Genomic DNA, 25,248 nt, shown 5'->3' with positions numbered 1-25,248 from the left:
ACCCGATCCACGGGGGTGGACGAGCCTCCTCAATCTCAACCAAGACCCACCACACACTGTGCGATGGACCATCTTGGCATCGACTACTTGGCACACTGTTGAGTTCTCAAGGAACAGACGCGCATCCTTTCGGATCTCTCGATCCGGCTGGAGGCAACCGTTCAAACTTAGCGGACCGGCTCTTCCTCGTCAACCTGCCCTCTCGGGCGGGATCGGCGGGGTCGTGCTCGCTCCACGTCCGGACGCTCCTGTCGACCGGCGAGAGGTCTCGTCGGTCGGAGATCCGGGGGATGTCGCTCGCGGGACCAGCCACCGGGATCGTTCCTCGGTGTCCGTTCCTCCCTGCCGGGCGACGTCGAGAACATTACGCAGCGCCGGCGCAGAAGATCAAGTCGGCCTCCGGTGACGCCCGTCACGCGACCCCCGGACGACGACGGCCGGCCGACGACGACAGCCGCTGACCTGCGCGGACGTCGACGTCGACCGGCCGTCCGGTCGGTGCTGGGGGTCAGTACAGGGCGCTCGCCATCGCGCGGCGGGCCGCCACGACGCGGGGGTCGTCGCCCCCGATCACCTCGAACAGGTCGACGAGTCGCAGGCGCACGCGCTCCTTGTCGTCGCCGACGGTGCGACGCAGGACGTCGACCAGCCGCGCGAACGCGTCCTCGACCTGCCCGCCCAGGACGTCGACGTCGGCGACGGCCAGCTGCGCGTCGACGTCGTCGGGGCGGTCGGCCGCGGCGGTGCGCACCGCGCGCAGGTCGATGTCACGGGTCCGCTCGAGCAGCCCGACCTGGGCCAGGCCGGCACGCGCGAGCGCGTCCCGTGGGTTCTCGTTCAGCGCCTGCTCGTAGGCGGCGCGCGCCGACGGCAGGTCGTCGGACTCGATCGCGTCGTAGGCGGCCTGGTGCAGCGGAGGGAGCTCGGGCTCCGGCTCGACGTCGGGCTGGTCGGCGGAAGGGGCGACGCGCCCCGTGATCCCGTTCGCCTCCGCTGCGGCCAGCACCTGGTCGACCACCGCGCGCACCTGGTCCCGCGGGTACGCCCCCTGGAACAGCGGGAGCGGCTGACCCGCGAGCACCGCCACGACCGTCGGCACGGACTGCGCCTGGAACGCCGCGGCGACGCGCGGGTTGGCGTCGGCGTCGATCCGGGCGAGCAGCCAGCGGCCCGCGTCCTCGTCGGCCAGCGCGGCCAGGTCGGCGGCCACGCCCGTGCTCACCTCGCTCCACGGCGCCCAGAGGACGACCACGACCGGGTGCTGCGTGGAGCGCTGGAGGACGTCGTTGAACGTCGACTCGTCCACGTCGACGGCGTAGGCGCTCGGCTTGTCGAGGCCGCCCGGGGTCCCGGGGGGCGGCGTCGAGCGGGACAGGCCGGACAGGTCGACGGCGCCGCGGACGTCGAGTCGGGGACGGGGCCCGGAGGGCTGGGACATGCGCGTCATCCTTCGTCCCGGGCGCCGAGTCCCGGGCTGGTCGTGTCGCTGGGTGGTCAGGTCGGTCGAGGTCAGGAGGCGCTGGCGCCGGTCACCGCGTGCTCGGCCGCGAGGACCTGCACCGGCGCCCCGCTGTCGGCGGGCGGCACGTACATGACGAGCACGTCGGTGTAGGTCCGGGCGAACGACGAGCCGGCGCTCTGCGTCCCCGTCAGCGCAGCGTAGAACGGGTCCTGGATCGGGATGGTGCCGCCCGACACCGTCAGCGTCACGGTCGAGACCGTCGTCATCTGGCCGACGACGATCGCCCCGCCGTCCGCGGTCGCGAGCGCCACCACCGACGCCGGGTCCGGCGTGTACGTCTCCGTCGCCGACGCTGCCGACTCGACGCCGGCCACCATCGCGGCTCGCGCGGACTCGATCGCAGCGCGGAACGGGTCCGCCGCGAAGGTCGCCGCGTACGCCGAGCCCGTGCCGTTCGCGAGCACGTCCGCGTACTGCACGAACGCGTCCGCGGGCGTCACGACCAGGCCCTGCGCGTCCGGCGCGAGGACCGCGCTGCCCGTCTCCGGGGCGGCCGTCGCGGGCATGCTGACGCCCGGCGCCATGCGGGCCCAGCCCCACAGCTTGTACTGCTCGCGCGGGGCCGCCTGCTGGAGGACGAGGATGCGCGGCGCCTGGAGGTCGTCGGGCTGCTCCGTCACGACGAGCTGCGTCCTCGGCCACTGGGTGGTCTGCGGGACGATCAGCACCTGCTCGTCCGTCGGGAGCACCGTCGGCGGCTTGGCCCCACCCGTCGCCGTCGTGCGCACGTACTCCGCCGTGCGCGTGGCCAGGGCGGGGCCCGTGACGCGGGGCGCGAGCGCGGCCGGGTCGAGCGACGCGTCGGCCGTGCTCAGCACGTCGCCGAGCTGGCCCAGGACGTCGGTCGACTGCCCGACCGTCGTCGCGGCGGGTGCGACCGCGGGCGTCGGCTCGGGTGCCGGCTCGGGAAGCGGCGTCGCGCATCCGGCCAGGAACGCGAGCGCGACGACCGCAGGAGCCGCGCGACGAACCCCCGCCCTGCGGACGCGGGTGGCCCGACCGATGCTGACCTCGGCTGCGGCACCGGCCTGCCGTCGCGATCCGGGGAGGTCGGCGGCGAGGCGGGCGCGGCCGAGGAGGACCGGGAGGCGGAGCGTGCGGGTGACGGGTCGCGAGCCACGGAAAGGTCCGGAGGCGGCAGGGCGGCGGTCCGGCAGGCGGGTGGTCATCGGCCCTCCTCCTGGTCGTCGGTCGTCTCGATCGGGGGCAGGCCCCACGCACGGCGCCATGCGTCCCCGCGCGACCCGGCGGACGCGGCGGGCGGCGGCGACTGCTCGTCCGGGTTCGGCAGCCACGCGGGGCGGACGTGGCCGGACGCGGCGTCCGGCGAGGTCGGCGAGCCTGCCCGGGTCGGCTGCCCCGGCGCGGGCGGGACCGGCGTCCATCCCGCCGGGCGCGGGCCGCCGCTCGGCGCGCCGGTGGCCCACGACGGGCGGCCGGAACCGTGCACCGCGGGGCCTGAGGGCACGGACGCCTCCACCGGGGACCGCCCTGACGGAGCGGCGGCGGTCGGCGGGGCCGGCGGTCGGCCGGCCGGCGCCGAGGAGGAGGACGCCGGCGTCGCGCCCGGGGCTCCCGGGGCACCGGCAGGCCCCGCTCCCCACCCCGCGCGCAGCGTGCTCGCCGAGGACCCCGGACCGGCCGTCGGGTCGTGCGCCGCTGCGGGCCGCCCGTGACCCGGGTGGGACGTGCGCTCCCCCGTGCGGTCGGGCGCCGGGGTACCCGGACGGTCGGGCGCCGAGCCGCCGCTGCGGCCGTGCGTCGGCGATGCCGTGCGGTCGTCGGGACGAGCGGACGGGCCGCCCGTCAGCCACGAGCCGGGGGCGCTCGGTGCGGAGCCTGCGGGCGTCGGGGACCCGGCCGCGGCCGTGTGCGCGCCGTGCCGGGCCGGGCCGGACGGCACCGCAGCGGAGGGGGCGCCCGGGACGGGCGGTCGCGATCCGCCCGGCGCGGGTGAGGCGCCGGCCGCGCCTGCGGGCACGGGGTGGCGGTGACCGCCCGGGAGGGTCGACGCGGGTCCGGCGGACGCGGACGTCGCGGGCGTGCGCGCACCCGGGGCCGGCGGGGTCGTCGCATGCGGCGCGCCGGGGGCACCCGCGGGTGCGGCGGGCGTCGACCCGGCGTCGGTGCCGGTGACGACGGGGATCTGGCCCGTGCGCAGCGCGCGGCGGGTCGGCACCGGCGCGTCCGCGGACCACTTGTCCGCACCGGCGGAGGCGGGCGCGGTCGACGGCGCGGCACCCGGCACCGCCGGGCGTGCGGGCGACGGTGCTCCGCCCGCGGCCGAGGCGGCGGGCCTCACGCTGCCGGGCGCCGACCCGGCGTCCGGGCGGGACGAGCCGGTGGCCTGCGGCGCCACCGCACGGGCGGCCCCGGCGGCGGACGCGGCCGTCGCCGCCGCACTCACGTCGGGCGCGTCGGCCGGAGGGGCCGCGGCCCGCGCGACACCGGCGGCGCGCGCAGCGGCCGCCTCGCGCAGCTGGCGACGGGTCAGGGTCGTCGCGGTCGGGTCGTCGGCGCCGACGCCCACGGCGATCGGGCCGGTGTGCACGGCGTGCCACTCGGGCTCGTCGAGGCCGCGGCGAAGGCGCAGGAGGTCGCGCGCGAGGAGGAAGAGGGACGCGAGGAGGAGCAGGGCGCCGACGACCACGCACGGCCACAGCCATGGGGTCGTCACGGTGCGCGGCCACGCCAGCGACAGGGTCGGCGGCGCCTCGCCCGTGCTCACCGCGAGCAGGCTCCACCGGCCCGGCTGGGCGTGCCAGACGAGCTCGGCCGATCCCTCCCCCGTCGCCTCGGCGACCCACAGGTCGGACCCGGCCGGGTCGGCGACCGCGGGGGCCTCGCCGGCGTTCGCGTCGTCGGCGGCCGGCGTCGCAGCACCGTCCGCCGGGGCCGCCGACTCCGCCGGAGCGGCCCCGTCGGCGCCCGCGTCCGCGGTGCCGGACGCCTCCGGGGTCGGGGCCGCGACCGCGTCGACCGCGAGCTCGTGCCACCCGTCGAGACCCGTCACGCGGGCGTGCGCGTCGGTCCCGACCCAGCCGTCGACGTCCGTGTCCCGGCCGACCGCGAGGACGACGGGCGAGTCGTCGGCGGCCTCGACCGTCACCGTGACGGGGTCGCCGCCGAGCTCCAGGACGCCGGGGTCGGTGACGAGCGTCCGGGCGTCGCCGGACGTCGTGGCGACGAGGACGTCGTCGGCCTTCCACACCGTCGCGGACGCGACACCGAGGCCGATGACGACCAGCCCGACGACGCCGAGCAGGGCGATGATCAGTCGCTTGAGCACGCAGGATCCTCTCGGGACGAGAAGACCCAGGATAGGCAGAGCGGCCCGCGACGACCGAACGAGAGCGGACGGACCGGGGCGATCCGGGCCCGTCTGCGCAGGTCCGGGCGGTGCGTCGAGACGCCGCCGGCGGGACCTCGGGGACCTGCGTCCGCATCGTCCGGTCGGATGACGCGCGTATCCTGGCGGGCGGGGCACCGGCTGCCGTCGAGCACCTCGTCGGAGGGGCCGCGCCGGCGCCCACGAGCCCAGGAGGACAGCTCGTGCCCGATGCCCGCACCCCCTTCCCGGTCGTGAACTTCCGTGGTTACGAACGCGAGGCGGTCGACGCCAGGATCTCGGCCCTCGAGAAGGCCGTCGCGGACGCGCGTGCGCAGGTCGAGGCCGCCGACGCGAAGGCGCTGCAGGTCGCGGGCGAGCTGTCCGAGGCGCACCGTCAGCTGCGCGAGGCGGAGCGGCCGACGTACTCGGGGCTCGGCTCGCGGATCGAGCAGCTCCTGCGGTCGGCGGAGGAGCAGTCGTCCGACGTCGTCACGCAGGCGAACGCCCAGGCCGCCGACGCCCTCGCGCGCGCCAAGCTCGCCGCCGGGCAGCTGCGCGCCCGCGCGGAGAACGAGGTCGCCGAGCTGCTCGCGACGTCGCGCCGCGAGGCCGAGGAGCTCCGCACGACGGCCGCCGCCGAGGCCGAGAGCACGCTGCTCGCCGCCCAGCGCCGGGCGGAGGAGCTCGTCGGGTCCGCGGAGCGCGAGGCCGCGCGCATCCAGAGCGCGATCACGACCGAGGAGGCCGAGCGCCGCACGTCGCTCGAGCGCGAGCTCGGGACGCTGCGCGCCACGGTCGAGCACGAGGCGACGCAGCTGCGCGTCGCGACCGAGCGCACCGCCAGCGAGCTGCGGGCGCGCACCGAGGCCGAGACCACCGCCCAGCGCGAGGACGCCGAGCGCTACGCGCAGGACCTGCGCCAGGCGGCCGACGCCGACACCTCCGAGCTGCGCTCGCGCACCGAGGCCGAGCTCGCCGCCGCACGCGCCGAGGTCGACCGCTACGTCGCCCAGCTCCGGTCCGACGCGTCGGCGGAGATCGCCGCCGTCCGCCAGGCCGCGGCCGCCGAGGTCACGTCGCTGCGCGTGCAGACCCAGGAGTACGCCGACGGCGTGCGCGCGAGCGCCGAGCGCGAGGCCACCGCGCTCCAGCAGCGCGTCTCCGGCGAGGTCGCCGCGCTGCGCGCCGAGGCCGAGCAGTACGCCGCCTTCGTGCGGGCGAGCGCCGAGCGCGAGGTCGGCGAGCTGCGCGCCGCGACCGCCGACGAGCTCGCCGCGGCCCGCACCGACGCCGAGCAGGCCGTCGTCGCGCTGCGCACCGACGCCGAGCAGTACGCCGCCGAGACGCGCGCCCAGGCGGAGCGCGAGACCAGCGAGCTGCGCGAGCGGACGGAGCACGAGGCGACGCACCTGCGCATCACGACCGAGCGCGAGACCGACGAGCTGCGCGAGATCACCGACCGCGAGACGTCCGAGGCGCGTGCCGCGGCCGAGCGCGAGACCGCCGAGCTCCGCGAGCGGACCCGGCTCGAGGTCGACCGGGCGCTCACCGAGGCCCGCCGGACCGCGGGCGAGATCGTCTCCGCCGCACGGGCGCAGGCCGACGAGCTCGTCCGGACCGCCGAGCAGCGGCTCGCCGACGCCGAGCTCGAGATCGCGTCCCGGCGCGAGGCGAGCGAGCGGGAGGACGCCGCGCGGCACGACCAGGCGCGCGTCGAGACCGAGCGGCTCGTCGCCGACGCCGAGGCCCACGCGTCCGAGGCCGAGGAGCGCGTCGCCAAGGCGCTCGCCCAGGCTGAGAAGGTGCGCAAGGACTCCGAGGACCACGCACGCGAGCTCGTCGCGAACGCGCGGCGCAACGCGGACCGGGTCGTCGCCGAGGCGCGCGAGCACGCGGAGAAGCAGATCTCGGACGCGATGACCGAGTCCGAGCGCGAGCGGACGACCGCGATGCGCCAGGTCGAGGACCTGCACCGTCAGCGGGAGTCGATCACGACGTACCTCGACGAGCTGCGCAACCTGCTCGGCCACAACCCCGACCGCGCGATGCTCGACCGTGCCGCGCGCGCCGAGGCGGCGTTCGAGAAGGAGCAGGCGGCGTCGACGTTCAAGACGCAGTCCGCTCCCGTGGCCGCCACCGCGCCCACGCTGTCCGACCGCTCGCGCCCTGCCGCGACCCCGGCGTCGGGCTCGCCGAGCGGCCGGGACGAGCACGCGTCGGCCACCGCTGCGTCCGGCACCACGTCGGTCGGCACGGCCGCCGGTGTGGACGAAGGTGCCGTGGCGGACGCGGGCGGCCAGGGCGGGCGGGTCGACGAGGCGGACAGCCCCGCCGCGACCGGACCCGACGCCGTGGCGCAGGACGACGCCGACGCGGGTCGCGACCCGAAGTCGGAGAAGACGGCGGACGCGCCCCGGGACCCGCAGGCAGCGACGAGCTCGGGCGCCGCGGAGGACGCGGACGCGCGCCCGGACGCGGTGGCCGACGAGGGCGCCGACCCCGGTCAGGGGGCGGTGACCGACGAGGGCGCTGCCGACGCGGGCAAGGACGCGGTGGCCGACGAGGACGCCGACGTGAGCGCCGAGCCGGGCGCGGGCGAGCAGGGCGCGGCCGAGGCCGCCGCTCCGGAGAAGCCTGCGGAGACCCCGGCGCCGGCTCCCGTCGCGCCGGCTCGGCCCGCCAAGCCGGCCCGGCCGTCCGGGCGTCCGACCAAGGCGCGTCCCGCACCGGTCTCCGCCGCGATCCCCGTCGTCGCCGAGCCCGCGCGCGACGCGGACGAGGGGAAGCCGACGGCGGGCGGGTCCGGCGCCGAGGACGCCGCGTCCGACGACGCGGCCGCGCCCACGCGCTGATCCCTCCGCGACGCCCCCGGTGCACGACGCCGGGGGCGTCGCGGCGTCCCGTGGTCCCGACGAGCACCCGGCAGGCAGGTCGACGATGAGCAGCCCCGACGACGCGGCACGCTGGCGCGACGAACGACGCGCCGCGGCAGCGGCCCACGCCGACGCGCTCACGCGCCGGCAGCAGGCGGAGTCGCAGCGGGCGCGTGCGCTCATCGCGGACTTCGTGCGGACGGCGCTCGCGACCGGCCCGGAGCCGGTCGAGCTGCGCGCGCGGAGCTACGACGGGCGCGCGCGGTACCGCACCCCGCTGCGGGGCTGGTACCTGCGGCGCGACGAGTCCGTCGCCGTCGACACGGCGGGCGAGTTCTACGTGCTCCGCGCGCCGTCGAGTCTCGCCGCGCGCCTGCGCGGCGTGACGCCCGAGCCGAGCGACCCCCCGCTCGTGCTGGGCGCCGGGGGCAAGGACGGCGAGTCCCTCGACCTCACGCAGGCGCTCGCGCGCGTGCTCGAGGGCTGACGAACCACGGTCGACCGTGCCCCCGCTCGTGCGTGCTCGGGGCGGACGTCGCTCGCTGCCCCGGGGCGAGGGCTGGGGTGCGATCGAGCGCCGCGGCCGGCGGTCGATCGCGATCCCCGTGCCGGCGCGCATCTCGGGCACGCGCGCGGGCGCGCCGCCCTCTCCGGCGGTCGGGCCGGCGTGCGTGGTGACCGACGCGCGCTATGCGGCCGCGGTGTCGGCGCGCTGGAGGAGGTCCGCGAGGGCGGCGGCGACGGCGGGCGGGTCCTCGATCGCGGACATGTGGCCCGCGCGCGCGACGACGACCAGCTGGGCGTCCTGGGCGGTGTCGACCAGGTGCTCGGCGGCGGAGACCGGCGTGATCGTGTCCTCGTCGCCCACGACCACCGCGACCGGTCCGGCGAAGGCGCGGAGGACCTCGGTGCGGTCCGGGCGGGCGGCCATCGCACGCTGCGACCAGGCGACGCCGGCGGACGGCTGGTCCTCGATCCACGCGGCCAGCTGGTCGACGAGCTCGGGGCGGGCGGTGCGGCTGGACTCCCCGAGGAGGCCGCTCGACATCGGTCGTACGGGCTCGACGGTGTCGCCGTCCTCCGCCGCGGCCGCGATGCGGAGCCGGTTGGCCCTCGCCTCGTCGGTGTCGGAGGTCGACTTGGTGTCGACGAGCCCGAGGGCCGCCACGAGGTCGGGGTGCCGTTCGAGGAGCGCGAGCGCGACGTAGCCGCCCATGGACAGGCCCACGACCACCGCGCGCTCGTGACCGGCCGCGCGGAGGTCCGCCGCGACGAGGTCCGCGGACGCGTCGAGTGACGGCTCGGGCAGCGCGGCGGCGGAGCCCGGCGTGCCTGGGAGGTCGATCGCGACGACGGTCCGGTCGCCCGGCAGCGCGTCGGCGACCGCGTCCCACATGCGGTGGTCGAGCGGGAAGCCGTGCAGCAGCACGACCGGGAGCGCGCTCGCCTGGTCGGCGCCGGCGGTGCGGTACGTGTGGAGCGTCATGCGTCCTCCTCGCCGACCGCGAGCGCGGCCGGGTTCTCGGCGGTGGTGCTCGGACCGTCCCACGTGGTCGGGAGGGGACCGTGGCCGGGCAGGACGTGGCCGACGACCTCGTCGAGCACGCGGCGCACGGCGGTCTCCCCCACCCACAGGTGCTTGGCGCCGTCGACGCCGATGACCTCCGCCTGCGGGACGCGCGCGAAGCGGCGGCGCGCCTCGTCGGGGCGCAGGTAGTCGTCGTGCTCGGGGACGAGGACGACGAGAGGCTTGCCGAACGCGGCCCACGCGTCGAGGTCGGCGTCGGTCGCGCGGTGCAGCGGCGGCGACAGGAGGATCGCGCCCTCGATCGACGGGTCGCGGCCGTGCATGAGCGCGAGCTCGGTACCGAACGACCAGCCGACGAGCCAGCGGCGCGGCAGGTCGTGGAACTCGGCGAACTCGATCGCGGCGTGCACGTCGAACTGCTCGCCGGCTCCCCCGTCGAACGCGCCGTCGCTCGTACCGCGCGGGCTGGACGTGCCGCGCGTGTTGAACCGCAGCACGGCGAGGTCGGCGAGCGCGGGCAGGCGCCACGCGGCCTTGCGGTAGACGTGCGAGTCCATGTAGCCGCCGTGCGTGGGCAGCGGGTGCAGCGTCACGAGCGTCGCCGCCGGGGTCGCGGGGCCGCCGTCCGGGCCGAGCGGGCGGGCGAGCTCGCCGACGAGCGTGAGGCCGTCGGCGGTGTGCAGCTCGACGTCCTCGCGGTGCGCGGGCAGGACGGTGAGGGAGCGGATCGGGGTGGCGGGCGACGTGTGCGTGCTCATCGGGCACGAGCCTAGGACGGTGCCGACGACCTCGCGGTCCGGCGGGTGCCGTCGGGACCGTCGGCGGGCACGCGGCGCGGCGACGCGGCACCGGCGGCGACCGCGTGCTCGAGCAGGACGGCGACCCCGTCGTCGGCGTTGGACGGGAGCCGGTGGTCGGCGGCCTCGAGCACGGCCGGGTAGGCGTTGGCCACCGCGAACGACGTGCCGGCCCACGCGAGCATCGGCAGGTCGTTCGGCGCGTCGCCCACGGCCCACACGTCGCGCTGGTCGATGCCCTGCGTCGCGGCCCAGCGGGCGAGGCCCGCGGCCTTCGTGACCCCGGGGCCGCTGATCTCGCCCAGGCCGTGCGCGCCCGAGTCCGCGACGACCGCGAGGTCACCCACGACGTCGACGAGCGCGTCGACGAACGCGGCACCGTCGCTCGGGTCCGCGGACGTGCGCACGAGGAGCTTGAGCGTGGGGCCGGTGAGCAGGTCCTCGATGCGGTGCGCGGAGCGCGCGTCGGGCGGGATCGGGTGGTCGCTCGCGTAGCCGGTCTCGTAGGCGAAGCCGTCGGCGCCCTCCACGGCGAGGTGCACGCGGTCGGCGCCCCAGCGCTCGCGCAGCCGCTCGACGACCGCCCCCACGACGTCCGCGGGCATGCCGTGCTGCTCGAGCACCCGGAGCGTACCGACGTCGACGACGGACGCGCCGTTGGCGCACAGCGCGACGCCGTGCCCGGCGACGTGCGCCTGGAGGTCGGCCAGCCAGCGGTGCGGGCGCGCGGTCACGAACACGACGGCGACCCCGGCGTCCTCGGCGGCGGCGAGCGCAGCGGCGGTGCGTGCGGAGACCGTCCCGTCGGGACGCAGGAGGGTGCCGTCGAGGTCGGTCGCGACGAGGCGGGGCGGGGTGGCCGGCAGCGGTCGTCGGCCCGCCTCGGCGGCGGCCGAGGTCGCGTCGCGGTCGTCGCGCCAGCCCGGCCGGTCGTCGTCGGCCGCCGGCCGGTCGTCGACCGTCGCCGGTCGGTCGCCGCGGGGGTGGCCGTCCCGCGGGGTGTCGTCGTGGGTGGTGCTCATCGGCCGCACCCTAGCGGCGCGTCGGGCGGCGCCGCCCGCGGGCCTGCCAGCACGACGCGTGCCAGTGCCGCCGGTCGTCGACCGCCTCGCCGAACAGCCCGTCGGACCGCCACGCGACGACGTGCGCGGTGCCGGGTGCGACGACCTGGTCGCACCCGGGGCAGCGGTACTCGCGGTCGGAGCCGCGGACCTGCTGGACGACCCACTCCCCGTCGGCCGCGCTCTCGGACCGGCGCCCGCCGGTGGCGCGGTCGAGGTCGAGCGCGACGTGCTCGGCGCCGTAGGGGCGCTTGGTCGAGCGTCGACTGCGGGGCATGCGTCCATCCTCTCCCGCGCGCGGTGGACGCGTGGACCGGCCACCGGCCCGGCCGCGGTGCGCCGGACGACGGACGGCCCGCCCCCGATCCAGGGGCGGGCCGTCCGGGGACGCAAGGTCAGGGCTGGATCGCGGCGGCCGACTCGGCGGGGGCGATCGTGCGGGTGCGCAGGAGCTCGCGGTACCAGAGGCCCGAGTCCTTCACGATGCGCTCCTGCGTGTCGTAGTCCACGCGCACGACGCCGAAGCGGCGGTCGTAGCCGTACGCCCACTCGAAGTTGTCGAGCAGCGACCACACGAAGTAGCCGCGCACGTCGGCGCCCTTCTCGATCGCCTCGCCGACGGCGTCGATGTGGTCGTGCAGGTAGGCGACGCGCTCGAGGTCGTGCACGCGGCCGTCCTCGGTGACGGTGTCGTAGAACGCGGCGCCGTTCTCGGTGATCGCGAGCGGCTGGCTCGGGTAGCGGTCGCGGAGCTCGAGGAGCAGGTCGACGAGGCCCTGGGGCTCCTGGTTCCAGCCCATCGCGGTGTGCGGGCCGGGCTGCGGGAGCCACTCGACCGACTCGGCGGCGACCCACGGGGAGTGCTCGGACACGCGGTGGCCGTCGGGGCCGGGGGTCCCGGGCGCGAGCCGCACGCCGGCGCCCTTCTGGACGCGGCCCGTCGAGTAGTAGTTGACGCCGAGGACCGTGAGCGGGATGCGGATGAGCTCGAGGTCGCCCTCGTGCACGAAGGACCAGTCCGTGAGATGCGCGGTGTCCGCGAACACCTCCTTGGGGTACTCGCCGTCGAGCAGCGGGCCGAGAAAGACCTCGTTGGCGATGGTGTCGATGCGGCGCTTGGCCTCGACGTCGTCGGCCGAGTCGGTCGCGGCGCGCGTGACGTGCAGGTTGAGCGTGATCGAGACGGGCGCGTCCTCGCCCAGGACCTCGCGGATCGCGCGGCCGGCGAGGCCGTGGCCCAGGTTGAGGTGGTGGACGGCCTGGAGCGCCTTGACCTCGTCGGTCACGCCGGGTGCGTGCACGCCGGACGCGTAGCCGAGGAACGCGGAGCACCACGGCTCGTTGAGCGTGGTCCACAGGTGCACGCGGTCACCGAGCACCTCGGCGAGCTTGCGGGCGTAGTCGGCGAACCGGTACGCGGTCTGGCGGTTCGCCCAGCCGCCCTCGTCCTCGAGGGGCTGCGGGAGGTCCCAGTGGTAGAGCGTCGCGACGGGCTTGATGCCGGCGGCGATCAGACGGTCGACGAGGTCCGAGTAGAAGTCCAGGCCGGCCTGGTTGAACTCGCCCGAGCCGGTCGGCTGGATGCGCGGCCACGCGATGGAGAAGCGGTACGCCTGCAGCCCGAGGCCCTGCATGATCTCGACGTCCTGCGCGACCCGGTGGTAGTGGTCGACCGCGACGTCGCCCGTGTCGCCGTTGAGGACCTTGCCCGGCGTGCGGGAGAACGTGTCCCAGATCGACGGGCCACGGCCGTCCTCGTCGTGCGCGCCCTCGATCTGGTACGAGGCGGTGGCGGACCCCCAGAGGAAGTCGTCGGAGAACTGGCGGCCGGAGGGGCGCGTGGTCGTCATGGGTGTCCTTCGAGCTCGGGTGCGGACGGCGGGTGCGGGGACGAACGGTGTCCCGGGGTGCGACGCCTCACGCCGTCCGGAGGTGTCGAAACGATACGATACACAGCCTGGGACCGCTCCCGCGACCCCTCGGCGGCACTTTACTTGACCGGTAAGGCCATGCGCGGGTGCCACCTGCGACGACGTGGGCGACCGGCCTGCTGGAACCGGTCGCCCACGCCGGGCTCACAGCGCCAGCTCGACGACGGCCTGGCCCGCGACGGCGTGCGCCGTCCCGCCCGGGCCGTCCGTCGACGGCGCGACCTGCACCGACCAGGGCGACGACGTGCCGCGCGCCTCGACGCGCACCGTGCCGCCCTCCCGGGTGACCTCGAACTCCGCGTCGCCGCCCGCCGACGGGACGCGCGTGACTGACCGGTGCCCGTCGGGCAGCCCGAAGACGCGCAGCGTCAGGCCGTCGAGCCAGTCGTCGTCGGGCCGCTCGCTGCGCGCGGCCACCGGGACCACGCCGCCCGGGCGGACGTAGAGCGGCAGCGAGTCGAACCCGTGCCGCTCGCGCACCCACCGCGGGCCGGTGACCTGCTCGCCCGACAGCAGGGACGTCCAGGTGCCGTCCGGCACGTACACGTCGACCTCGCCGTCCGCGGAGAACACGGGCGCCACGAGCAGCTGCGAGCCGAGCATGTACTGCGTGTCGACCGTGCGCGCGCCCCGGTCGTCGGGGAACTCGAGCACCATCGGGCGCATCACGGGCACGCCCTGCTCGTGCGCCTCGACGCCCGCCTGCGCGAGGTACGGCATGAGCCGCAGCTTCAGCCGCGTGAAGTCGCGGGCCACGTCGACGGCCTCGTCGTCGAACGCCCACGGCACGCGGTAGGACGACGACCCGTGCAGACGGCTGTGCGACGACAGCAGGCCGAACGCGAGCCACCGCTTGAACACCGCCGGGTCGGGCGTGCCCTCGAACCCGCCGATGTCGTGGCTCCAGTAGCCGAAGCCCGACAGCGCGAGCGACAGGCCGCCGCGCAGGGACTCCGCCATCGACGCGAACGTCGACTCCGAGTCGCCGCCCCAGTGCACCGGGAACTGCTGGCCGCCGACGGTCGCCGACCGCGCGAACAGCACCGCCTCGCCCTCGCCGCGCTCCTCCACGAGCAGGTCCCAGACGGCCTTGTTGTAGAGGTACGTGTAGTAGTTGTGCATCCGCTCCGGGTCGGTGCCGTCGTGCCAGACGACGTCCGTCGGGATCCGCTCGCCGAAGTCCGTCTTGAAGCAGTCGACGCCCTGCCCGAGCAGCGTGCGCAGCTCCTGCGTGTACCAGCGCACCGCGTCGGGGTTGGTGAAGTCGACGAGGCCCATGCCGGCCTGCCACAGGTCCGTCTGCCAGACCGAGCCGTCGGCGCGCTTCACCAGGAACCCGCGCTCCCGGCCCTCGGCGAACAGCCGCGAGCGCTGCGCGATGTACGGGTTGATCCAGACGCAGATCCGCAGCCCCTTGGCCTTGAGCCGCGCGAGCATGCCCTCCGGGTCCGGGAACGTCGCGGGGTCCCACGTGAAGTCGCTCCAGTGGAACTCGCGCATCCAGAAGCAGTCGAAGTGGAACACCGACAGCGGGATGCCGCGCTCGGCCATGCCGTCGACGAAGCTCGTCACGGTCGCCTCGTCGTACGACGTCGTGAACGACGTCGAGAGCCACAGCCCGTACGACCAGTCGGGGACGCGCGCCGGGCGGCCGGTCAGCGCGGTGTAGCGGCGCAGCACGTCCTTGGGCGTCGGCCCGTAGATGACGTAGTACTGCAGCGACTCGCCCGCGACGGAGAACTGCGTACGCGACACGACCTCCGTCCCGACCTCGTACGACACGAGCCCCGGGTGGTCGACGAAGACGCCGTAGCCCTGGTCGGACAGGTAGAACGGCACGTTCTTGTACGCCTGCTCGCTCGCCGTGCCGCCGTCGGCGTTCCAGATGTCGACGCTCTGGCCGTTCTTCACGAACGCGCCGAACCGCTCCCCCAGGCCGTAGACGTGCTCGCCGACGCCGAGCGTGAGCTGCTCGTGCACGTAGTGGTCGCCGCGCGCGTCCGTGACGACGCCGATGCTGCGCGGCGTCGACGCCGTCAGGTGCCGGCCGTCGCCCTCGAACTGCACGCTCCACTCGCCGCGCGTGCGGACGCGCGCCGTCAGCGCGCCGGCGGTGAACGTCGCGACGCCGTCCGCGTCGGCGGGCTCGACCTTGACGCCCACGGGCTGCGTCGTGAGGCCGAAGTGCGGTCCGCGGTCGACGCCGCCCTGGAAGTGCTCGATCCGGACGCCGACCACGTCGTCCATGGGCGACGAGAACGTCACCGTGACGAGCGGGCGGTTGAGCGTGTCGCCGCGCGACGTCAGCGGCGCCGTGGAGGACCACACGGTGAGGGTGTCGTCGCCGACCTGGACGTCGGCGACGTCCCGCGGGCGCAGGATCGTCGTCCCGGGCTGCGGGAGCCAGTACCCGTCGGTGAACTTCATCGTGTCCTCTCGGTCGGTGCGAGGTGCAGGGCTGCGGCGCCCTCGGCGGGCAGGAGGAGCTCGTCGGCGACGCCGTCACCGGAGAGCAGGTCGGTCGCAGGGCCGGGTATTCGGACGACCTGCTTGCCGCGGGTCCGGTTGAGCACGAACAGCACGTCGCCGCGGCGCGCGACCTCGACGCCGTCGGGCACGTCCGTCAGCGGGGCCGTCACCCCGGCGGCCGTCAGGCAGTCCGCGACGACGGCGGCGAGCACGTCGCGCGGCGGGACGGTCGTCACGTACCAGGCCTCGCCGTCGCCGTGCGTGCGGCGGGTCAGCGCGGGGAGACCGGCGAGGTCGCCGTCGGCGTACGTCGCGAGCACCTCGGCGCCGTCGCTGCGCACGTGCTCCGACCACGTCGTGGCGGTGAAGGCGCCGTAGCGGTCCGAGGCGACGCGCAGGCCCGCGTCGTCGAGCGGGCGCCAGTCCTCCCCCGACGCTCCGAGCACGTCGGCCCACGGCACGGGGAAGCGGCCGCGACGGACGCGCGCGTGCTCGTCGGCGACGGCGGAGAAGGGTCCGACGAGCAGCACCCCGCCACGCTCCGGGACGCGCGCCACGTTCGCGGCATCGGCGTCGGTCACCGCGTGCAGCGACGGGACGACGACGAGGTCGTAGCCGTCGAGGTCCGCCGACGGCGGCACGACGTCGGTCGCGATCCCGGCCCGCCACAGCGGCTCGTGGTACGCCGCGAGCCGGCCGAGCACGTCGAGGCGCATCGACGGCCGCGCCGGCAGCAGCTCGCCGGCCCACCACGACGGCCAGTCGAAGACGAGCGCGACGCGCGCGTCGACGCGGGCGCCGACGACGGGACGCAGCCGCTGCAGCAGCGCGCCCTGCGCGCGGACCGCGCGGTGCAGGTCGGTGTCCGGCCCGGCGTGCGGCACCATCGCCGAGTGGAACCGCTCGGCACCGCCCGTCGACGCGCGCCACTGGAAGTAGCAGACGCCGTCGGCGCCGTGCGCGACCGCGCGCAACGAGTCGAGGACCATCGCGCCCGTGCTCTTCGGGACGTTGTGCGCGCGCCAGTTCACGGCGCCGGCCGCCTGCTCCATGAGGAGCCACGGCTCGCCGCGCCGGACGCCGCGGACCAGGTCGTGCGCGAGGGCCGCGCGGGCCGGCGAGGACGCGTCGGCGGGGTCGGTGTAGCAGTCGTCGGCGACCACGTCGACGTCGTCGGCCCAGGTGTGCTGGTCGACACCCGGGAAGAAGTTCATGAAGTTCGTCGTGACCGGCGCGTCGGAGCGCTCGCGGACGATCCCGGCCTGGAGCCGGTAGAGGTCGCGGAGCTGGTCGGACGTGAAGCGTCGGAAGTCGAGCTCGGCGGCCGGGTTGTGCAGGTAGGGCGCGGCGCGCGGCGGGACGACCTCGTCGAAGGAGGAGTACCGCTGGCTCCAGAACGCGGTCGCCCACGCGGCGTTGAGAGCGTCGACGTCGCCGTACCGCGCGCGCAGCCAGGTGCGCAGGCGCTCGGCGCACCGGTCGCACCAGCACGTCTGGCCGAGCTCGTTGCCCACGTGCCACATCGCGACCGCGGGGTGGTCGGCGTAGCGGTCGACGAGGTGCCGGACGACGGCCTCGACGTGGTCACGGAACACCTGCGAGCCCGGGCAGAAGTGGTTGCGCGAGCCGACGCTCATCCGCACGCCGTGGGCGTCGACGGCCGACGTCTCCGGGTACCGGTGCGCGAGCCACGGCGGCGGTGACGCGGTGGGCGTCGCGAGGTCGACCGCGATGCCGGCGTCGTGCAGGAGGTCGAGGACCTCGTCGAGCCAGGCGGTGTCGAAGCGACCCGGCTCGGGCTCGAGCGTCGCCCACGAGAAGATGCCGACCGAGACGAGGTTGACGCCCGCGGCACGCATGAGCGCGACGTCCTCGCGCCAGACGTCGGGCGTCCACTGCTCCGGGTTCCAGTCGCCCCCGTAGAGCACGCCGCGGGCGGCGGTGAGCGCGTCGAGGCCCGTCATGCCACCCTCCCCCGTGCCGCCGTCCGGGCGACGCGTCGCCCGTGTCCGCGCGTCGATCGTCGAAGCGCTTCAACAACGAAGCCGCACCGGACGCTAGCCGTTGTCGACGCTACGTGTCCATTCCCCCGCGTTGGCGCGCAGGTAGTTGCGATAACCGGTGTCGAAGCGTTTAGTCGAGGACGGGTCGTCGAACGGGTCGGCGCGGGGGCCTGTACCGCTACACTCCCCGCATGGCCACGATCGCCGACGTCGCGAAGGCAGCGGGCGTCTCGTCCTCGACCGTGAGCTACGTGCTCTCCGGCAAGCGCCCGATCTCCCAGGCGACGCGGCACCGCGTCGAGAAGGCGATCCGCGACCTCGGCTTCAGCCCGCACGCCGGTGCGCGGGCGCTCGCGTCGAGCCGCACCAACGTCCTCGGGCTCGTCGTCCCGCTGCGCGCCCTCGAGGCGAACGTAGCGATCGTCATGGAGGTCGTCTCCGGCGTCATCACGCGGGCCCGCGACTTCGACCACGACGTCCTCGTCCTCACCCAGGACGACGTCAACGGCGTGCAGCGGCTCGCGAACGGCTCGATGGTCGACGCGCTCATCCTCATGGACATCGAGACGCTCGACCCGCGCCTGCCCGTGCTCGCCGGGCTCCGCCAGCCGTCGGTCCTGATCGGTGTCCCCAGCGACCCGCACGGGCTGTCGTGCGTCGACCTCGACTTCGCCGCCGCGGGCCGGCTCGCCGTCCGGCACCTCGTCGACCACGGCCACCGCAGCATCGCGCTCCTCGGGGCACCGTCCGCCGCGCTCGCGCGCAGCGCCAACTACGCGGTCCGCATCGTCGACGGCTTCCGCTCGCAGGCCGGGTCGGCCGGCGTGCGGCACACCGTCGTGCCGACCGAGGCCACCTACCCCGGTGCCGAGGCCGCCGTCGAGCGCGCGTTCGCCGAGCTCGACGACCTCACGGCGCTCGTCGTGCACAACGAGGCCGCGCTGCCCGGCGTGCTCGCCGCGCTCGCGCGCGGCGACCGGTCCGTGCCCGGCGACGTGTCCGTGCTCGCCGTCGCACCGTCCAGCCTCGCCGAGCACCTCGCCCTCCCCCTGTCCGCGATCGACGTCCCCGCCGAGGAGATCGGCCGCACCGCCGTCGAGATGACGATCGAGCGGCTCGACCAGAAGAAGGCCGCCGAGACGCGGCTGCTCTCCCCGCACTTCATCGAGCGCGGGAGCTGCGCCGCGCCCGCCTGACGCCTGCGTCGTCGCGACCCGCCCTCGCCGCGGCCCGCCGCTCACGCGGGCACCTCCGTGAGGCGCTCGTCGAGCCGGACCGTCGCACCCGGGTCGAGCAGCAGGGTCCGCGTCCGGCCGCCGTGCACCACCTCCAGGGTGCCCCCGAGGCCCGCGTGCAGCACCACGTCGCGCAGCGCGCCGTCGGTCCACGTCACGTCGACGACGAGGCCGCCACGGCCGCGCACACCGCGCACCGACCCGTCGGGCCACTGCGGCGGCAGCGCCGGGAGCAGGCGCACGCGGCCTGCCGTCGACTGGACCAGCGCCTCCACGACCCCGGCGACCAGGCCCAGGTTGCCGTCCACCTGGAACGGCGGGTGCGTCGAGAAGAGGTTCGGCAGCAGCCCGCCCCGCTCCGGCTCCGCCGACGACGGGTCCGCGGGCTGCATCGCCTCGGCGAGCAGGGCGCCGACCGCGTCGCCGTCGCCGAGCCGGGCGCGCAGCGCCGTCTTCCACGCGAGCGACCAGCCCGTCGAACCGGGACCGCGGGCGTCGAGCGACGCGCGGGCCGCCGTCGCGAGGTCCGGGGTGTCGACGACGTCGACCTGCGCGAGCGGGAAGAGGCCGACGAGGTGCGACAGGTGGCGGTGGTGCGGGTCGACGGCCCGTGGGTCGTGCGACCACTCCCGCAGCAGGCCGTCCGGGCCGACGCCCGGCTCGGCCAGCCGGTGCAGCGCAGAGCGCAGCCGTGGCTCGAGCGGGTCGTCCAGGGCGAGCAGCGCGACGGTGTCCAGGCAGCGTTCGAACAGGTCGCGGACCAGGACGAGGTCCATCGTCGCGCCGGTCGTGAGCGCGCCCGTGCGCCCGTCAGGCCGCACGAACGTGTTCTCGGGCGACGTCGACGGTGACGTCGTGAGCCCACCGTCGGACGACTCGACCAGCCAGTCCAGGCAGAACTCGGCCGCGCCGTGCAGCAGCGGCCAGGCGCGCTCCCGCAGGAAGCCGAGGTCGCCCGTCACGTCGGCGTGGTCCCACAGGTGCCGGCACAGCCACACGCCGCCCATGGACCACTGCGCCCACGACGGGTCGCCGTGACCGGCGCCGACGGGCAGCGCCCAGCCCCACACGTCGCTGTTGTGGTGCGCGACCCAACCGCCGCAGCCGTACAGGTCCCGTGCGACCGCCGCCCCCCGCCGGGCGATCAGCCCCACGTGGTCCAGCAGCGGCTCGTGGCACTCGCCGAGCCCGACGGCCTCCGCGCCCCAGTACGCCATCTCGAGGTTGACGTTGAGCGTGTAGCCGCTCGACCACGGCGGCCTCGCCTCGGCGTTCCACACGCCCTGCAGGTTCGCGGGCGGCGAGCCGGGCCGCGACGACGCGACCAGCAGGTAGCGGCCGTGGTCGAACACCGCCTGGGCGAGCGCGGCGTGCGGCGTCGTGGCGATCGCGTCGGGCAGGCGCAGGTGGACGGCAGCGCCCGTGAGGTCCAGCGTGCACGCGTCGAGCAGCCTGCCGTGGTCCGCGACGTGCCGCGCACGCGACGCGTCGCCGTCGGCCCGGCTGCCCGGGAGCGCCCGGCGCGCGCACGCGAGGACGTCCGCGACCACGTCCTCCCGGGCCTGGAGCTGGCCGTCGGACGGCCACGGCGACGTCGTGCCCGTCGCGAGCACGACCTCGACCCACGTCGCGCCCGACACCCGCAGCGCCGACGACGAGCCCGCGACGTCGCCGTCGCTGCACGCGAGGAGCGCGGCGACCCCGGTGAGCGACCTCCCCTCGCCCGTGCGCACGGTCGCCGCCTGCGGCTCGTGCCCCGGCGGGACGTCGTCGGGCAGCTCGAGCACGAGGACCCGGCCGCCCGGTGCGTGGTGGTCGGCGCGCACGTCGTGCTCGGTGGACAGCTCGACGCGCAGCCCGAACGGCGCGTCCGACGACCACCGGCCGTGCAGCGCGCCGTCGACCGCGCTCGCGTACCACTCGACGACGACCGTCGCGTCGGCGACCGGGACGTGCTCGACGACCGTGCCGTCGCGCAGGTCCAGCGTCCGCGGGGAGTCGTCGGGACGCCGGACCTGCGCGGGCCTGGGGGCCGCCGCCGTCTCGGGTGCGGCCGGTGCGGCCGGTGCGGCGAGCGTGACGTGCAGGTCGACGAACGGCTGGAACGCCTGCGTCCACGGGCCCTGGAACACCGCGAGCAGGTCGACCGCGTCGTCGTGCCGCCCCTCCGCGAGCGCCGTGCGCGCGGCCGCCAGCCGCTCGGGCCCGGCACCCGCGGCGCGCACGGCCGCGAGCGCCCGGCCCGGGCCGTCGGGCCGCCCCGACCAGGCGGTCGCGTCGTTGACCTGGACGCGCGCCCGGTCGCGGCCGCCGTGGACCATCGCGCCGAGGCGGCCGTTCCCCACCGGGAACGCCTCGACCCACGTCCGCGCCGGTCCCGCGAACGACAGCAGGGTGCGACGGTCCGGCACGCGTCAGCCCTTGATCGCGCCGAAGATCACGCCCTTGGTGAAGTGGCGCTGCACGAACGGGTAGACGAGCAGGATCGGCACGATCGCGAGGACCATGACGGCCATCTGGATGGGCAGGCCGCTGACGACACCGGTGGCCGCGTCGACCTGGCCCGTCGTCCCGCCGCCGGGCAGGCTCACGCCCTGCAGGACGTAGGAGCGCAGGACCAGCTGGAGCGGCCACTTGGCGTTGTCGTTGATGTAGAGCATCGCGTTGAAGAACGCGTTCCAGTACCCGACGCCGTAGAACAGCGCGACGACCGCGACGGCGGCCTTCGACATCGGCAGCACGATCCGGCCGAGGACCCGCCAGTCGCCCGCCCCGTCGATGCGGGCGGCGTCGAGGATCGACTGGTCGATGCCCATGAAGAAGCTGCGCAGGATGAGCACGTTGAACGCCGACACGGCGCCGGGCAGGATCAGCGACCAGTAGCTGTTGATGAGGCCCAGGCTGCTGACCAGCAGGTACGTCGGGATGAGGCCTGCGCCGAAGAACATCGTGATGAGGAAGACGAACAGGATCGGCCGGTGCAGGACCGAGCCCGGGCGCGACAGGCCGTAGGCCGCGAGGACCGACACGACGGTCGAGATGACCGTGCCGACCGCGGTGATCCCGACGCTGACGAGCGCGGCGCGCGACACCACGCCGCCGGACAGGATCTGCCGGTAGGCGTTGAGCGTGAGCTCGCCCGGCACGGTGACGAGGCCCCCGACGCGCAGCGTCTCCGCCTGCGTCGAGAAGCTCGTGAGGACGACGGTCCACAGCGGGAAGAGGACCGCGAGCGCGACGAGCGTGAGCACGAGCCCCTTGAGCGCGAGCCCGACGGGCGACGGCCTCTCCTCCCAGACGGGCCGGTGCTTGGACCCGCGGCGGCGGCGCGGCGCAGGGGTGGGGCGGTCGGGCGTCGTGCCGACGGCCGCGGCGGGCAGCACCGGGGGTGCTGCGGTGATCTCCGGTGACTGTCCGCTCATGCGCGCTTGTACACCCCCGCCTCGCCGAACACGTGGGCGAGCTTGTTGGCGCCCAGCACGAGGACCAGGCTGACGACTCCCTTGACGAGACCTGCGGCGGCCGCGAAGCTCCAGTCCGCGTACACGACGCCCTGGTAGTAGACGTACGTGTCGATCACCTCGGCGACGTCCACGCCGACCGCGGCGCGCTGCAGGATGAGCTGCTCGAAGCCGACGGTGAGCGAGTCACCGAGGCGCAGGATGAGCAGCAGGATGATGACGGGCCGCATCGCGGGCAGCGTCACGTGCCACATGCGGCGCCAGCGGTTCGCACCGTCGACGGCCGCGGCCTCGTAGTGCTCGGGCGACACGGTCGACAGCGCGGCGAGGAAGATGATGATCCCCCAGCCGGCGTCCTTCCAGACGGACTGCATCGTGATGAGCACGAGGAACGTGTCGGGGTTCGTCATCATGTCGAAGCCCGACAGCCCGTGGTCGCGCAGCGTCTGGTTGATCAGGCCGGCGCCGCCGAAGATCTGCTGGAAGATCGTCACGACCAGCACCCACGAGAAGAAGTGCGGCAGGTAGACGATCGACTGGATCGTGGTCCGGACCCGCGGCGAGAGCACGCTGTTGAGCAGCAGGGCCAGCAGGATCGGGATCGGGAAGAAGAACAGCAGCTGGAACGCGGTGATGACGAGCGTGTTTCCGACCGCGTCGAGGAACAGCGGGTTGGTGAACACCCGCTCGAAGTTGGCCCAGCCGGCGTACGGGGAGTGCAGGAAGCCGGTGTAGGGCGAGTACTGCTGCCACGCGATGACGTTGCCCAGCATGGGGACGTACGCGAACACGACCAGCAGCACGACGGCCGGCAGCACCATGAGCAGGAGCGAGCGGTCGCGCTTGAGGCGTGTGCGGAGCGGGATCTTCCGGACCGGCGGCCGGGCCGGCGCGGGGGCGGTGCCCCCCGCGCCGGTCACCGGGTCCGGCGCCGGCGCGGACGTGCCGCGCCGGCGGGTCAGAGCGTCGAGTGCCATGAGCGCCTCAGGACTGGCTGTCCAGGAGGTCCTGGTAGAACGCGCGCAGCTCCTCGCCGCCCGACGACCGCCAGGTCTCGATCGCGGCGTCGAGGTCCGCCATGGACTTGCGGCCGCGCGAGATGTCCTTCTCGAGGTCGACGAACGGCTGGCCGATCGACGCGTACTGCGCGGGCTCGACGATCTGCTGCGCGTAGAACAGCGGGTCCTGCGCGTAGCCGGACGCCTTCGCCTTCCACTCCGACGCGGCCTTGACGTACCCCGGGTACTGCACGTGCGTCTCGGACAGCGGCGGGTCGACCAGGAAGATGTACGTCGGCTGCAGCTCGGTCGCGGCGAGGTCGGTCGGGACCGGCAGGCCGTCGGGGCCCTTCGTGTAGTGCACGCCCTCGACGCCGTTGTTGATGACGTCGTACTCGGTCGTCCCGAACGGCGCCGCGAGGACGTTGGCGAGCGCGAGCAGCTCCTTGACGCGGGCCTCGTCGTCGGACTTCTTGAGGAACGAGAAGATGTTCGCGGGGTTGCCCTTCCACAGCACGGGCTCGCCGCCGTCGGCCGCGAACGGGTCGAACGGCTGCTGCCAGTACGACGGGTTGGTGCCGAGGTTGTCGCGCATGGCCTCGTGCCAGCCGCCGACGCCGTCGGAGGCGATGAGCGTCTGGCCGCTCTGGAAGCGCAGCTTCGCGTCGCCGGTCTGACCGGCGACCGCGTCGGGGTGGACCGCGCCCGACGCGAACAGCTTCGCGTTCCACTCCAGCGCGGCGCGGTACTCGTCGGTCTCGACGCGGTGCACCAGCGTGTCGCCGTCGAGCTTCCACTTCGGGACCACGCCGTGGATGATCGCGGCGGTGTTCCACAGGTCGTCGGCTCCCCACTGGTTGCCGCCCGTGAGCTCCTTCGCGAGGTCGAGCAGGTCCTGGCCGTTCGTGACGCTCGGCGTGATCCCGAGGCCCTCGAGGAGGTCGCGGCGGTAGAACGTCGCGTCGGTGATCGTCTCGCCCGGGAACGGCAGGCCGTAGAGCCGGCCGTTGAAGACGCAGAACTTCCACGCGTCGGAAGGGATGTTCGCGAGGTTGGGGTACTCCTCGACGAGGTCGCCCGCGAGGAACGGCGTGAGGTCCTGGAAGACGTTGCCGACGATCTCGGAGCCGAACCGCGGCGGCAGGTTCCACGTCGGGATCGAGACCCAGTCCGGGACGTCCTTGGCGGACGCGAGCACCGCGGCGAGCTTGTCGCCGTAGGTGTTGCCGTCGGCGATCTGGAAGGTGATGTCCGAGCCCATGAGCTCGTTGACCGCGGCGTAGTACTGGTTGCCCTTGGTGGGCGGGATGGTGCCCCACAGGGGCGTCATCGCGGTGAAGACGAGGCCCGTGCCGGGGGCGGTCGGCACCGAGCGCACGAGCTCGGCGGGGATGGTCTCGAACCCGGGGGGCGAGCCGTTGACGCTCGGGTAGTCGGGCTCGGCGTAGGTGACCGGGATGTAGTTCGGGATCACGTCGCCGATCGGGGCGCCGCTCGACGCCGCCCCGGTGGACGTGCCGGGGCTGCACGCGCTCAGCAGGGACGGGACGCCGACGACCGCGGCGCCGGCGGCCAGCATCCCGAGGAACGAGCGCCGGTCGACGGCCACGTCACCGACGCGGCCGAGCTGGAGGGGTGGGGTCATCGTCGTCCTTCACTTCCTCGTGAGGCGGGTTCGCGCATCGAAGCGGTTCGATTCGCGGAAATGTACGGCATGATCGGATCGTCGGGCAAGGGCAGATCGAAGGTCGGCTCTGCCTTGCCTGATCGGGCCTCGTGGACCACCATGAACCGCGCGAGTCCGTCGAACTCCGGCGATGGTCGCAGACCCTGGGAGGTCGCGGCGATCGTCGAAACGGTTCAACCAGCGGCTTCGTCCGGCCGTGCGACGGAGCACCGGTCGCCGAGGCCACGCACCTGCTCGACGTCGTGCGGAACGTCGTCACGGCGGGTGTGCCGCTCGAGGACGCGGTGCTCGCGGCGGCGACGACGCCCGCGGACGTGCTCGGGCGGCGGGACCTGGGCGCGCTCGTGGCCGG

The 25,248-nt window shown here is 75.1% G+C and carries 17 protein-coding genes; 3 read left to right on the top strand and 14 right to left on the bottom strand.

Going from position 1 to position 25,248, the window contains the following annotated elements:
• Positions 1-508: 508 nt before the first annotated feature.
• The 3 genes from OMK64_RS17310 to OMK64_RS17300 all read right to left on the bottom strand — a co-directional run bounded on the left by OMK64_RS17310 (position 509) and on the right by OMK64_RS17300 (position 4,811).
• Entirely contained in the window at positions 509-1,438 is a 930-nt protein-coding gene (locus tag OMK64_RS17310) for a tetratricopeptide repeat protein (RefSeq protein ID WP_272729604.1), read from the bottom strand.
• Between the two features lie 71 nt (positions 1,439-1,509).
• Positions 1,510-2,691, bottom strand: coding sequence for a DUF8094 domain-containing protein (locus OMK64_RS17305; protein ID WP_272729603.1), 1,182 nt, complete (start codon positions 2,689-2,691; stop codon positions 1,510-1,512).
• Positions 2,688-4,811: a hypothetical protein gene (locus tag OMK64_RS17300; protein WP_272729602.1), complete on the bottom strand. Its 2,124-nt coding sequence runs from the start codon at positions 4,809-4,811 to the stop codon at positions 2,688-2,690. Before OMK64_RS17300 ends, OMK64_RS17305 begins: the two co-directional genes overlap by 4 nt.
• A gap of 263 nt (positions 4,812-5,074) precedes the next feature.
• Here OMK64_RS17300 and OMK64_RS17295 point away from each other — a divergent pair, with 263 nt between their 5' ends.
• A complete protein-coding gene (locus OMK64_RS17295; protein ID WP_272729601.1) occupies positions 5,075-7,705 on the top strand; it encodes a coiled-coil domain-containing protein in 2,631 nt (876 codons plus the stop codon).
• 85 nt (positions 7,706-7,790) lie between these two features.
• Positions 7,791-8,213 (top strand): hypothetical protein, encoded by a 423-nt coding sequence (locus OMK64_RS17290; protein ID WP_272729600.1) that lies wholly within the window; start codon positions 7,791-7,793, stop codon positions 8,211-8,213.
• A gap of 201 nt (positions 8,214-8,414) precedes the next feature.
• On the opposite strand, the gene OMK64_RS17285 is transcribed toward OMK64_RS17290, so the two are convergent.
• From OMK64_RS17285 to OMK64_RS17255, 7 genes are all read right to left on the bottom strand, one after another.
• Entirely contained in the window at positions 8,415-9,212 is a 798-nt protein-coding gene (locus OMK64_RS17285) for an alpha/beta fold hydrolase (protein WP_272729599.1), read from the bottom strand.
• Positions 9,209-10,012, bottom strand: a complete 804-nt coding sequence (locus OMK64_RS17280) for an alpha/beta hydrolase (RefSeq protein WP_272729598.1) — start codon at positions 10,010-10,012, stop codon at positions 9,209-9,211. The genes OMK64_RS17285 and OMK64_RS17280 overlap by 4 nt, the downstream gene beginning before the upstream one ends.
• 11 nt (positions 10,013-10,023) lie before the next feature.
• Complete coding sequence (locus OMK64_RS17275) at positions 10,024-11,073, bottom strand: HAD family hydrolase (RefSeq protein ID WP_306469352.1); 1,050 nt, start codon at positions 11,071-11,073, stop codon at positions 10,024-10,026.
• 10 nt (positions 11,074-11,083) lie between these two features.
• On the bottom strand, positions 11,084-11,389 hold the full coding sequence (locus OMK64_RS17270; RefSeq protein WP_272729597.1) for an Rv1322 family protein: 306 nt from the start codon (positions 11,387-11,389) through the stop codon (positions 11,084-11,086).
• A gap of 118 nt (positions 11,390-11,507) precedes the next feature.
• Positions 11,508-12,962 (bottom strand): glycoside hydrolase family 1 protein, encoded by a 1,455-nt coding sequence (locus OMK64_RS17265; protein ID WP_272729596.1) that lies wholly within the window; start codon positions 12,960-12,962, stop codon positions 11,508-11,510.
• A 225-nt stretch (positions 12,963-13,187) separates the two neighbouring features.
• On the bottom strand, positions 13,188-15,470 hold the full coding sequence (gene yicI / locus OMK64_RS17260) for an alpha-xylosidase (protein WP_272729595.1): 2,283 nt from the start codon (positions 15,468-15,470) through the stop codon (positions 13,188-13,190).
• Positions 15,467-17,476 (bottom strand): beta-galactosidase, encoded by a 2,010-nt coding sequence (locus OMK64_RS17255; RefSeq protein ID WP_272729594.1) that lies wholly within the window; start codon positions 17,474-17,476, stop codon positions 15,467-15,469. The genes yicI and OMK64_RS17255 overlap by 4 nt, the downstream gene beginning before the upstream one ends.
• 230 nt (positions 17,477-17,706) lie before the next feature.
• Between OMK64_RS17255 and OMK64_RS17250 the strand changes: the two genes are divergently transcribed.
• Positions 17,707-18,711 (top strand): LacI family DNA-binding transcriptional regulator, encoded by a 1,005-nt coding sequence (locus OMK64_RS17250; RefSeq protein WP_272729593.1) that lies wholly within the window; start codon positions 17,707-17,709, stop codon positions 18,709-18,711.
• 41 nt (positions 18,712-18,752) lie between these two features.
• Here OMK64_RS17250 and OMK64_RS17245 read toward each other — a convergent pair whose 3' ends face one another.
• Genes OMK64_RS17245 through OMK64_RS17230 form a run of 4 tightly spaced genes read right to left on the bottom strand, consistent with a single transcriptional unit; the run spans position 18,753 to position 24,854 of the window.
• Entirely contained in the window at positions 18,753-21,161 is a 2,409-nt protein-coding gene (locus OMK64_RS17245; RefSeq protein WP_272729592.1) for a glycosyl hydrolase family 95 catalytic domain-containing protein, read from the bottom strand.
• Positions 21,162-21,164: 3 nt separating this feature from the next.
• On the bottom strand, positions 21,165-22,172 hold the full coding sequence (locus tag OMK64_RS17240) for a carbohydrate ABC transporter permease (RefSeq protein ID WP_272729591.1): 1,008 nt from the start codon (positions 22,170-22,172) through the stop codon (positions 21,165-21,167).
• On the bottom strand, positions 22,169-23,188 hold the full coding sequence (locus tag OMK64_RS17235) for an ABC transporter permease (RefSeq protein ID WP_272729590.1): 1,020 nt from the start codon (positions 23,186-23,188) through the stop codon (positions 22,169-22,171). The genes OMK64_RS17240 and OMK64_RS17235 overlap by 4 nt, the downstream gene beginning before the upstream one ends.
• A gap of 7 nt (positions 23,189-23,195) precedes the next feature.
• Positions 23,196-24,854, bottom strand: coding sequence for a type 2 periplasmic-binding domain-containing protein (locus OMK64_RS17230; protein WP_272729589.1), 1,659 nt, complete (start codon positions 24,852-24,854; stop codon positions 23,196-23,198).
• Between the last annotated feature and the right edge of the window lie 394 nt (positions 24,855-25,248).

The sequence above is a fragment of the Cellulomonas fimi genome (assembly GCF_028527925.1).
GTDB lineage: Bacteria > Actinomycetota > Actinomycetes > Actinomycetales > Cellulomonadaceae > Cellulomonas > Cellulomonas fimi_C.
This window is presented reverse-complemented; position numbering and strand designations above follow the sequence as displayed.